Raw genomic sequence first — 14,351 nt, forward strand, 5'->3', positions numbered from 1 at the left:
ATACATATCGGCAACCGATATGTTAAATTATTGATATGTTAATAATGTGTGGATGTTCAATATTGGCCAGTTATCATGATCTTTCTTTTATCATTATTAACTCGTAAGAAACAAAACATGTGTCTGAGACTTAGATCCGATTCACCATTATTTGATAAATTCATAGATGGAATAATAGCAGATCGAACATTGAACACCCAACATGTTGATGACCTGATTGATAGAATGGAAGAATTGATATCCAAATATTCAGATAAAGCATTAATGGCTTACAACAAACGATTAGATAATGTTACAAGCAGATTGTTGAGAATAAAGGTAGAACATGATGTTAGAGGTGTTGACCTGAGGGTGTTGTTTGAGATTAAAACTTTATACGATAGGATTTTGAGGTATCATAGTAGCCAATTAATTAGAGATATATTCTATGTTGATAAAGAAGGAGTAATATTAGGTTCTGTTTGGAAACCATTATCAAGTATTGGTATCTATGTTCCATGTGAAGAAACACCATGTATAAGTTCAATGTTTATGAGTGCAATACCTGCAAGATTGGCTGGAATAAAACATATATATGTTGCTACACCTTATCATAAGATTAAAGATAAACGTTTATTTATGGCTTGTGCAAGTATTTGTGGGGTAGAATGTATATACACCTTTGGTGGACCTCAAGCAATAATTGCAATGGCAATAGGTACTGAGACAGTAAAGAAAGTAGATAAGATTACTGGATCAGGTAACGTTTATATAATAGCCGCAAAAAAGAAAATGTTTGGAAGGGTTGGGATAGATGGTTTGGCAGGTCCTTCAGAGTCTGTAATTGTTGCCGATAAATCATCGGATACACAACAAGTCAGTGTCGATCTTGCTGCTCAATTGGAACGTGATAAATCTGCTCTTGCTGTTTTGATAACTAAAACTCCGAAGAAAGCATCTGCTGTTAGATCAAACATTAATGCTTTAATGAAATTGGTTCCATTAGATAGTAACATAAGACATAGTTGAAGTAATTATGGATTGACAATTGTTTGTAAGAGTAGTACATCTCTGTATAATACAGTTAAGAAGATATCACCTGAACATTTACATTTGAATACTTCAAATGCATTTGAAATGATGAAATGAATACATTTTGCTGGTTCAATTTTCATCGGAAGATATTCTCCAATAACTGTCGGAGATTATGCGGCTGGTTGTAACCATGTTTTTACAACAAATATAATTCCAAGGTCTCCGTCTGGTTTATCAGTTCTCGATTTCATGACAAGAAAATCAGTTACTTGTTTACCAACATTAGGATCCTTGAGATCAATAAGTACACCATGCATTGAACTTGCATTGAAAGCCAACATGGATCTGCATGCTTTATCAATAGGATGTAGGTTACATGCTGTAACCAATGTTGGACGTTAAATTAACCAATGTATATTTATGATAGGATTCATTAATTTTTATTAAATATGTTAACTTCAAATGTATATTAACAATAAAATCATAATTAAAACTACCAATATTGATACAATATAATTTTTTGTAGATAGAAAGGTTTATTAAATCAAAAGATTATAAGTAGAAAAACAACCGAAATAACAACGGTCAAGAATTATTGTAGTTTAGTAATATTAACACCTATCTTTTAATAATTAAAATTAAAAATTTATTACGATATACTCTTACATTATACTAATCTCAGTGAGATGCTTACGAATTTTAATTTAGTTCTATTTGTTTCTTTGGTTCGTTTGTGGCATTACAGTCTTTTATTAACTTAAACACAATGATTATTATATTTTAATTACGATACATGCAGCATATTATCTTTCAGGATTTGATCCATTTCCATGATTTTTACATCTGATCAGGATTTTAAACATACAGACAACTTATAATTAAATATTTTTTTCACCATAAATCACATCCAATGATTAATACTTTGTTATCCTCTGAGACAATATCTCTATTTTATAAAAAACAAGGATGTTTGGACGTTGTTTCGTTTAATAAGATAAATTGAGATATTCATGTATGATACCTAATTTAAGAATAACTAGATAAATGTGATTAATAAATTCTTTGGAATTAACATGAAATATCAGGATAAAAACGAACAATCTAATCAATAGTCATTCATGAAGGTTTTGTTGACGGTTTTGATAGTAAATAAAACATTATGATGTTGGATTATGTTGGTAATGGAAATATAAAATAGATGTCATGAAAGAAACAACAAAATTACTGAACATGGGATTAAACAAATCAAAAGATCTCATAGATGTCTTATCAAAGGATAATAATAAAAAGATACAAATCAGAAGAATATATCGAAATTAATATTAATAAGAAAGAACTTGTATTACTTATTGCTTAGAAGAAATGTTATAACATTTGAATACTAGACTCAATTTAACAATAATCTGGTTGACATAATACTACTAAATCATTGGTAGTTTATTTAAAAAAGGCTTTATAAGAATACATTATGAGGTTGTTATAACAACAGGTGAATGAAAAATATCGAAATTAGAATTAAACATCTGAGCGTTGCTTTTCGTGCATATTGAAAAAAAAATAAAACAAGTTATTTATTGAATATAATGTATTAGAGGTATAAATTATAATAAAAGAATTGGTATTGAATATTACTGGTTGTAATAGGTTAATTTGAATAATATATTTTAAGAAACTATTATCAATCGTTGGATTTGATATTATACCAAGATCGTTAACAATTACACAAAATAGAATTTAACATAAGACTCTTGATTATCAAGAATTATTAAACATATAGATTATATTTCTACATAGTAGGTTTATTCCATAAATTAATATCAATATCATATATTTATATTCTCTACCTTTAAACACCTATCGGTGTTACTGATATCATATATAATTTCTATTGATTACTGTGATTTATACATCCAATCTAAATCGTTGTTTATTACCAATAAAACTGTAACAACAACAAAAAAACGCTTCAGACACATATCTATACAACCGGTTAAAGACAACAAAAAACCATCAAAGATTTAGGTTAATTATTCTTGATGCTAAATATTTTGTATAATATTATTGAAAATATAAGGAACCGATTAATTAAATGTTAACGCATATGGAATATTTGTATTAACATTTCAATGTATGTAAATCATTGTATGTAACATGTGGGTTATATGAATGTTGGTTGTAGTTTTATTAAATTATTATATAATAGGTATTATTCATGGTTTAAAGATTAAGTTAACAATAAAAGCTAACGATTGTTATAAACAACATCCATTATAATAAAACCATTTACTATTACAATAAATTATCAGGTTAAATATATAAATCTACTCATATTTCCTTTCATATAAAGATATTTATAATTTATACTATACATTGAAGTTGGTTGACAACAAAATGTTATCATTGGATGGTTGGTTCTGATTTATATGTATTAAAACATTGAAGACTATATGATTCAGAGAGAAAATAAAAAACCAAAATCCAGATATAATTCTTAGATGTTTCGGGTTGTTCAAGGGTATTACAGAAATGTTCGATGAGAACCTGTTTAAAAATATTCGACATCAGTTTAATGTGTATGTTTATTATCAAACATAGAAAACATATAGAGTATATGAGTACGTTAACGTATAAAAATATATATAATTGATCGATACATACACAGACACAAAAACTCTACTATTTGTTGGGGTTAATTTGTGTTAAATATGTGAAATTTGTATCTACAATGAATAAATTCTGTTAACAATAATTTATAAATATGGTCAAGCTATTAAAATATATTATTTTATAGGTATATTTTTGGTTAATGAAACTACGAAATAACTTATCAAATATTATAGATGTTTTAGGATTATGGTATAACATGATAAAATAGTAAGAACCAATATAAATTGGTGTTTATTACATTTGGGTTGATAAATATCATAATCAATATCAAGAATTAATACCCATAATAACAAATTACAATATACAAATGTTGTATAACTCCGAACCAAACAAGTAGATATAATTATCAATCAATCAATATAGTTTAAATTTGATTTCTTAACATCAATTAGCTTATGTATAATAACAATATAAGATATTAATGTTATAATAAATGTCATCGGATCTATATGTTATAACAGAACTACGAAATGAAATTAAGAATTGATTAATACTTCCATCCTAAATTGTTATTTTGTATTTAAATTAATCATACTTGTTTCGTTACTTATTCAGATTTTATTATGTTGTTAAATGTGGTAACAAATTACCATCAGGATTTTGTGGTATTAATACCATATTAGTAATTAATAGTTTCAAACGTTGTTGCTAGATGTATATTTGTTTTTTAAAATTTAGTATTCTCATTAAGTATATTTATCAATTAATAAGTTGTTGCCATTTTGTCGTAACGATTTATCCAGATTGATTGATTTATACTGGTTTGGTAACATTTGATGTAACTTATTCAACTTGGTACTAAGAATTAACACTCACATTGAATTAGATTTGATATATCGAATTTGAATCTTAGTGTACACATTGGCAGTATTATGATGGTTCGACATGTAATAGTAATTTATGATAATAACATCCTAATATATCCGATTTACTTAATATAGTGATGGTTTTTTAAAAAAAGTTATACCCAATCAAAATTGATTCTATAATAGATTTGAAAAAAAACTATAACGAATCATGGATTGAAGTGATTAAGATATTATTAATGTTTACTTTAATTAGAATAATATTTATGAATATGTGATGTCTTGTTGTTACTAACAATTAAAATGATGTAAAGATTTGATAAAACCAATCTTCTGAATGTTGGAATTTGCTTCAATTCTTTAACAACGGTGATTAAATATTCCAAATACAAACGAGATTTTATTCATTTATATGAATATAACTTATATTACATATATATAAAAAATATGTACTAGTATGTATTTTAATTTGATGTTATATCTAGAAATGAAGTAACCAGGATATTTGTATCGGATAACAGATTAGTAACAATGATGTGATTATATTCTTGAAGTATATAGAACATCCGTGTACTGGTTGAAGATCAATCAAATCGATTAGTAAATACCATTTAATTCTAAATAATAACATCAGATGATATTAATCATAATGTATGAGTATTGGTCTTTAAAGAATTAAAGTTATTATAGTATTTGTGTTTGGAAAATAGTAAAAAAAAAGATGTTAGTGATTGTTGTTTCGTATAAAAAAATCATAACTGAGTAATAGTTTCATTAGGGTAAATATTAACGACTTTATTACCATGTTGTCACTTCGTTGTTCTTTATTGATTAAAACTCTGAATAATAAAACATGCATTATGTTGTAGATATTAAGAGATTAGTATGTATGTTTGATTGTTATAAGCAGTATTATGAATCGGTGTTAAAATATATAAGAAATAAACATAATGAAACATCGAAATGATCTTAATCTTGAATATTGAATACATTATATATTAACCAAGTTAATTTAAAACACACATGATAGATTTATCTTAAGAAGATTGAAATTGTTGCATTGAAATTGTTGGATAACAACCTATTGAATTAACAAATTGTTCAATAAGGATAAAGAATCAAAATCATGAATATAGAGTGATACATGTTTTTTTGTTGGTTTGATATCCTAAAATGGATATTGATTAATTTTTTGTTTCAATTAATATGGAATGCTTATCTGTAGCATTTTGTTTAATGATTTTTGTTTAATGATTTTCTTGTAGAATTTTATGTTAATATCGATATACCAGATATAACGAACTGTCGTGATCCTAAATATATATTAGATTAATAACACAGGTAAAAAACTATGGAACAGTGGTAATAATAATTGGTTTCGAGGTTTTGTTGTTAATTAATCAATGTTAAGTGTTGTTAGTATAATAAAAAAAGAATTATAAAGATTAATGGATTATTAAAACATAGTTATAAACAAGCAGATTATCAGTATTACCCCAATGGGATTACATGATGTCGTTAGTCTGATCAGCTTATAGTTCAATTTAAATGATGATTCCAATATAACATATCGTTAATCCTTTATTGGAAACTAATATCTTTTATGATCTTTAAAAAAAATAAAATAGAAGTAAGTACTTTCAATGACTCAAAATAATTTCATGATTAAAATATTAAAACAAACAAAAGATAGTTATAAAATGTTAGATATCTTGAATTTAACATCAATTGATAAAATTAACTTATATTCTAATGAATAAAATATTATCTGAATCAATAAACTCTGACTTTATATGTTTAATACTACAATGCGATAAAGTAATAGATAAGTGTTATATGTGTGTAACATCAAAAGTTAGATATTGATTTATTCTATAGATACTAAAATGATAGGAGAAAACAAAGACAACAATATGACAATAACTTTCGTTGGAAGTGGTATAGATGAGATGGTATTAATGCAAGTTTTATTATTAATTAAGGATTTATTGTCAACTTATATTGATATTTTATTGGTTGAATAAACCATTTCATCAGTTGATAACAAGGCAATTAACTATACTTGAGAAGTATTCAATTATGATAATTTTAAAGTCAATAGGAAATAATGTTGGAGAACATATGCAAATTAATATCAATATGATATGAAAGCGAGTTTGTTACCACATGGTAGATAAGGATAGAATGAATGATGGTTGTGATATGCTATTGGCTAAAGCTTATATCTCTAATTTGTTAACGGATTTGTTAATATCCCCAGAAGAAGAAAAGAATTCAAACGTGGTATTACATCCGATAGTCGAAAGAAATAGTATTCTTGAAATATTATCTGTCTTCGATATTACATGTAATGAACAGATACGTCTAATGGTTAAACCACTTATTCTTAAACAAAATATTACTACTTATTTAAATTGACTATTGAATAATAATTACGTGACTAATATAACAAAGAATAAAACAACAAAAATGGTTAAGTTTATCTTTAAAAAGGGAGATGTTATTCAAGTACTCATTATTTACTTTATATTTCTTACGTAGAAAAAATGGAGAATATTAGAATTAATATCAGAAAAGGATCTTGAAGATCCTGTAATTGTTCAGGTCTGTACAGGTTAGCAAATTTAGTATGTATTAAATCACAAATATTGTTAGATCAAACTTTATGAACAACAAAATTGCTTACTACTAGACCAAGGTTTATCTTAAAAAGAATTAAAGAAGAACAAATGAAACTAATACTTGCAGTTAATTATAACGTTAATCGTGGAGTAGTAATGAAATCTGTTGACTTGATATTTCAAGTATTTCTTTTAGCAAGAAGTATAGGATTAAACATAAACAACATAATAAGATTAATTAATTATTGAAACATTGTAGCAATAACACAACATTATGATAAATGATCTAGCTTATTAAGAACAAACAAACTAAATTTCAACATGAATTATCAATTTTCAATAAATAATATACGAAGTAATAAACTCGATAATATTATATTAAATGGACTAAATAATTTAATATCAGACTTATTCAATGTTATTTTTAAGCTTGGACTAGATGGTTATCGGTATCATAATAAATTAATTACGTTGTTTTATAATATCTTACAAAATGTTATAGCTTTAATTTGTAATAGAGGTATTAAATGTTCGGTGATGTTTAATGAAGTTATTAACAAAAGAAGATAGAAATGTGATCCAAATGATGCGATAATGGTAATTGATAGAAAGGTTTTAAGGTATTAGCTTTGTAGTAATAATTGATGGAATTAGACAAATAAAAAACAATCACATGCGATAGCATGACAATAAATAAAACATCTATATGTTTTTGTTGTTAATATTTTCATCTATGTTTAGTTTCTTTTTGTTAGTATTATTATTAAAATAGATGTTCTAGTTTAAGCTGGTTGTTGAATTTAATTAAATATTAAATTGGATGAAGTTATTAGAACTTAATACTTATCTTTCAAGGATAAAAATTAAGATTTAACTTCACTATTCTGTTAGGTTTTTAATTTTCTACACGATTGTATAACAGTTTAATTGTTATTTTTTATTCGTTGATTTAAATAGGATGTTGTGTTGGTTTAGTTACTTCGATGTTTTAGAGTGTTGATAATGACATAAAAACTAGTCATGTGGTGATAAACCATATATAAATAAGTAAGAACCGATATTAGTTTATAACAAAGTATAATAAAGTTAATAAATTTTTAGATGAGAAAAAATTTCCAATGTTGGTATAAATTAATTCCAATCAACCATATTTTATATTCGAAGTCAATTTGAAATCTGTTTATCAACGTTTTTTTAAAAGCAATAATCATGAATGTCATTCATAGTTTCTAACCATGTAAGAGTTGTTAAAAGAAGTAATTAATAGATGTTTGATATTAAAATTGGGAGTATTAACTACAAGATCATTCATTGATTGGAAGTATGTGATTGTCATTGATATAAATTTGGAACATATAAATTGATTACAAGTAATAAACAAATAAGAGATCTTAGAAAATGAATAATTTTGATGGGAAAGTTATTTTTGTTCAACGCGTATAAGGTAATTAGAAATTTATTAAAAAATTAATATTACAGGAATACGGATCTCCATAATGGGCACATATACGAATTCTCAAAGAGACCGTTATAATTCTTAATGATCTAAATTTATTATGCACAACATTGGCATGTTCTAAAACAATTAAAATAAATACTATGGGCTAATAAATGATATAGATAATAGATGGTATTCATGGTATAAATAAAATAGAGATAAGATACATATTTTATATCAATATTTTATAACAACAATGACCCAAACAAAGTGTTTTGAATGGTTTTTCATTGGTAGATTTTTTTAAAAAAGCAGACGATCAAAGTTTATAACTAATATCCGTTATTACATATTTATAATTTATCGACTAGTAATGATTTGTTTAATAATTAAGATTATATGTGAAGCAGGAAAATGTTCGGATTTTGTTGTTTAAAAGTTATTGACTGATTTCATCAGATTTATTATAATTCTTATATTATATGGTCTACATTATTAGCATATTAATATATTATTACTAACCTTTGAAGAAGTAAGTTATGTATACTCTATTTTTCTATGAGTAAATAAATAAGTGGAGATCAAAACGAAATAAAATGGCCAAAGTATTTACTAATTTTGTTTGATTAATATTAATAATAACGTTTTATTATTCATTAACCAAAGATATCATAGTTGTTTAATAAGCTTATTAACATGTTATTAAATGATTAGTTTTTAGTTAGGTTTATTTAGTTAGGATTTAACTGATTATTTCTGTATATTTATTGAATATGTTTACAGATCATGGTATAAATTTATTTAATAGTATTAGTAATAAAAACTGATATATTAACGACGAATGATAATACTTTATATTATTTAATATTAATTTTAATGACATTTGTGGTAATAATTATCTGTTAAATCTATTTAATTAAATACCAATAACGTTGTCAACCTCCAAGGTTTTTATTATAAATTTATATGCGTTGTAATTATTAAATGGTAATTTGATTAAATGATTGAAGATCCGTTCGATCTTTAGGTTTATCATTAGGATATTTCATTATAAATCAGTAAGATTAATTCCATACACTTCGTGTGTATAATGGATTCATGTTTTACTTGGAAATAAAAATTCATCAATCAATAAATCACTAAGCAAATATATTTAAGCATTTAATCTGTTATTCGATTTAATTTAAAACTACAACCGAATGATCGAGAAGATGAAGTTTAAGTCATTAACATTATTTTCTTAAAAGAACAAAAAGAGAATAGTAGATATCTTAGATAGAAAAAAAATTGTGTTTAATTGGTTTGTTATCAAGATCTACGATTTATTCTATTAATCATTCAATGGATAAAATGTACTAATCATAGTAAGAAAAACAAACAGATATTAGTTTAACTGAACTAGGAACGAACAAATAATCTCAAGTGTCAATACATTATTATTTTTATGCTATTTATTAAATAATGGTGAAAGGTATTTCAATGTATGTTTGGGTTGTCATTCTATTAAGGTAGGTAAAGCTCATAAATTTGGTCCGAATTTTTTGGAATGTTGAGTTAGAATTGATTAATAGCATGTTGTTTAAATTATAATTATTCTTTGTTATTGACTAATATTATTAAATATTTAAAATGATGTTTAATTGATTAAATAAATTCATTGAATGCTCATTATAGATTATTAATGGAACGTACATGATTTTTTTTGAATATAAAGATTAGAATGAAAGAATAGTATATTGAGATACTTAAACTATAAATCATTCAAATCACTATCACTTACACAGATTTAACTTTAATTAAGTGGTAGATACTTATAACAATTAAATAACCTGTTATTTTAAAACAAAAACCAACGAAGTAACATGTTATGGTTTTTATTAAAATATACAATTGCATTACCAATTCTATCGGATATAGGGATATAACAACTATTGTTGAAATTGAGAACAGATATCTAAGACTAACGTTTTTAGTAAAATAAATGATAACGTTGATAAAATGTATCTTCAAATATGGAATAAGAAATGGATGTAGATAAAGCGTTTAGAATGTTGATAACCTGTTGAATATAAATCATAGAATTTTGGTTACTTAGTAGGTATTAAATAGTGTTTAGAGAGATTTATTAAAACAAAATATATTTAATTAAGTTATAACAAGAATATGATAATAAGATAACAATATTGGATGTATTGGTACAACGTTGATCAATCTTTAGGGTTATGTTCGATCCTATTGTGTATGTAATTTATTAAAATAATATCAACAAATTAACAGAATAATACTATGTTTATAACAAATCAAATAATGTTTGATAATAGATTACTACGTGATTTAACTTAGAAATTTTGTTAGATTTTTAGATATCTCAGTTCATTAAGATGAAATATTTTTATGTTTTAAAAAACCAACATAGTATTCTTGAACTTAATTTAAGTATTAAATTGGGTCTATGTATCTAAACAAAATCTTTGGGATTAAATTAAACCATAAGAGTGTAAGTACTCCGATGTTATTAACAACTCAATCGATGCTATAATCGGTTAAATAATATAAATATTTCTAATTCTATAAAACTATAAGCAACAAGTTAAACTAAACGAACATACGAAGATGATAGGTTTGTTAATACAAGGATGTGTTTAAGTATTAATGTTACTGGTTATAAAAGTTATAATGTAGTCTAATGATATTCCTGAGTTGGGCTAACAATGTGTTTATATTTTATATAAAAAATTTCTATTAACGTTGTATCCGATAATCATAGAGTTATTATCTTATCTTGTTTAGATTATTATTGGAATATAGATAGTTAATAATAATTCAAATTTATATTATACAAATTTTACATCATATTTTATGTTATGTTGATAACACTATCAACCGATATGTTATCTTCGGCACTAATGATGTTACAGAGTACAACGTTTAAACAATATTGGTACATGAATTGAAAAATATTTAAGTATACCAACTTCAAGTATCTAAATCTATAATTAATGTTTTCTTTGATAGTTGTATCCAAACATTCTCTTATCTTTGATAACAAATAAATAATTGTGAGTAATTATATTTGATTTCGAAGATTAAGATAATAAACTTAACATCAATAACATTGTATTGAAATCATTTATTTATTCAAGAAAAATTTTGATTTAATGATCATGTGGTTTAGATTACTGAAGTTAACAGTATAGAGTATAGTTACTAACATAGAGAAAGATTTTAGTACATTAGAATATTTTAAGACTTTGGATGTTGGTTTTTCTTTTGAAGGATTGATGTTGTTATTCGAACAATCCGAGATACTATTGAATTTTGTGTATGCATTTCATCAGAGTTTTAACCAGAAGTAATTATTAAGTTATATCATCTGAATTTTATACCATATTTAGTACATCAAGATCTGATTGAGCATATGTGGGTATAAGATTTATTAAAATCAATTGTTGTTGTTAATATCGACAAGAGTAATTCTAAGTTTTATTTTTCAATTACATTATAACATCGGGTATGTATAAAGTTATTAATGGAGATGATGGATTGGTAACAAAAAAAATAATCAGAAATACTGATTTCTTAATGAATAAGATCAATAACCATTATTTGATAAGTTAATTGTGGTTTTTAATTTTTTGGCCTATGTTGGTATTTTTAAAAAATTATTTCATACAATCAATGTATATCATCATTAACAACGAGAATTTCTGATGAGAGGTTTTTTCCATATTAATTACTACATTAACCACAGAGATTATTAATATCTTTACATTTTATAATTATGGTTGTTATGTAGTTTGTTATATAATTTCAAGTATATGTTAAATGAATATTATTGATGAACTAAATCAATCTACTTAATGTTTAGACCAAATGAAACAACATAGATGTTCTTCTGATATGAAGAAACAATTTGAAATCAACGTTAAAATTTGAAATGATCTTATGATTAATAACAATTCCATTTTAACAACAATGAGATAATGAAGTGTTGGGTTAATTTATTATAGTTACAACTATGTGGTGTTTATGATAGTAATTTAAAGAAGTTGAGTGTTGTTATTAGTGATTTAATTTTATTAATAAAAGTTATTTCGTTTGGATTTATCAGAATTAATGTTACCACATTAGATGTGTTACGTTACATCAAGTAAATTTGTTAATTGTTATAATAATGACTGTAAGTATTAAAAGTAGAATATATATATATGTTTAACATAAATATTATAATCCTCATTATTTTGATATGAATTCTGTTGGTTCAATAACATAGATAACATGAGTGTTTTTAATTCATGTGTTAATAAATAATAATTGATTAATCCATATACTTAAAATTATAATTTTCTTCGATTAATATAACTTGGAGCTTAATGGTTCAATTATATGATAGTGGAACTCCTATTGAGAAATTATGAATTCAATGGTTGTAACATATTTTGATGATTATTAGAATTATACAACTAAAGTATTAAATATAATTTTAAGAACTATAATTAATTCATCACAATAACATCCATCAAATTAATATCAACAACCTTTAGATGTTTAAGTTTTAGTAAGTGGAATTAAGTTTATGTTTGTTATTTGTTATCAGACTATCTATATTTAATATTCAGTTAATAATAAGTAAAATATTTATATAACCATTGTATTCTAATATAAGTAGATGTTAATTAAATTAATGTTATATTAAGTTATCAATTGGATGTTTCATATAAAACCAAAGAAGTAGTATGTTGTTAGGATTTTTGTTTAAATGGAATTAACAGTTGATTAAATATAACCATATAGGTTATCATAAAGAGATTTAATTGAGACAAATAGTCTGATATGTGAGAACATATCCAATTCCAATGATCGCCATAAATGATTAAGATGAAATTATATTTTTCATTGAGTTTCGGTTTTAGAACTTAATTGTTATTATTAATGAATTCTTTGGATCAAAGAAACGTTTGTTATTTTAGAGATTATTAAGTAAAATTATTGATTGTTAAGAGATATAATAAAGGTCAGAGACCAATATTATTAATTTTCTTATCTTAAAGATATAAATGAAAGTTGCAATTAAAACATACAACATCCACCGACAATTACGAGATGGTAGGATAAAAGATAAAATTATGTTGGAACTGATGTTGCCAGTTTTAAATATAGATTATAAATAAATTAAAGAAAGAATAATGAAAGAAGAACTAATTGTTGTCAAAAAAAAAATAATTCATATAAGGAGGGTAATATAAGAAGAATGAAGAAAAGTAATATATCAATTTCAAATAGTACTTTCTTAAGAAGTGAGATTAATATTAGTATCTATATAATAACACCACAGAAATCATATCTTATATTAATGCAAGTAATTAAAGTGAATTTATATAATGACAACAAGATAGTAACATACATACCAAGGATGATATATAATATACAAGAACATTTGGTAATGGTTTCCCTTTTAGGGGCATGTGTGAAGGATTTATCTAGGAGTGATAACATTTGGTTTGATGGTTTGTTGGATTCAAAATGTATTGGAAGAATGATGAATCTTGGATTAGAACATAGATCAAAAAATTTGGTAATATCTAGTAAGCACCAGAAATATTGGATATCAAAACTACAATCCATTAATAAATTTTGTATTGATCATTTATTGTTTATTAATTTAAAGTGTTAAATATATTCAAACCTCACTTCATTGAATGTGATTTGGTTGTAATTATAACAAAACATAATACTGTTGCCAGTAAATAAAATTCTTAATAAAAAATTGTCAATTATTAATACCTGTAAGGGTTACATTCAATC

The 14,351-nt window shown here is 24.4% G+C and carries 5 protein-coding genes; all 5 read left to right on the forward strand.

Annotated features, from left to right (window positions below):
* The first annotated feature begins 117 nt into the window (after positions 1–117).
* Positions 118–1,416, forward strand: coding sequence for a histidinol dehydrogenase (gene hisD, locus MAGTDC_RS00765; RefSeq protein ID WP_192572956.1), 1,299 nt, complete (start codon positions 118–120; stop codon positions 1,414–1,416).
* A 4,957-nt stretch (positions 1,417–6,373) separates the two neighbouring features.
* Complete coding sequence (locus MAGTDC_RS05235) at positions 6,374–6,511, forward strand: hypothetical protein (RefSeq protein ID WP_278046862.1); 138 nt, start codon at positions 6,374–6,376, stop codon at positions 6,509–6,511.
* 142 nt (positions 6,512–6,653) lie between these two features.
* A complete protein-coding gene (locus MAGTDC_RS00770) occupies positions 6,654–7,028 on the forward strand; it encodes a hypothetical protein (RefSeq protein ID WP_146656615.1) in 375 nt (124 codons plus the stop codon).
* Positions 7,029–7,033: 5 nt separating this feature from the next.
* Positions 7,034–7,678 carry a hypothetical protein gene (locus MAGTDC_RS00775; RefSeq protein ID WP_146656616.1) on the forward strand — a complete coding sequence of 215 codons (645 nt, stop codon included), beginning with the start codon at positions 7,034–7,036 and terminating at the stop codon, positions 7,676–7,678.
* A 6,119-nt stretch (positions 7,679–13,797) separates the two neighbouring features.
* Positions 13,798–14,220: an uS12 family ribosomal protein gene (locus MAGTDC_RS00780; protein ID WP_146656617.1), complete on the forward strand. Its 423-nt coding sequence runs from the start codon at positions 13,798–13,800 to the stop codon at positions 14,218–14,220.
* Positions 14,221–14,351: the final 131 nt, after the last annotated feature.

Source organism: Candidatus Hodgkinia cicadicola, from assembly GCF_002774925.1.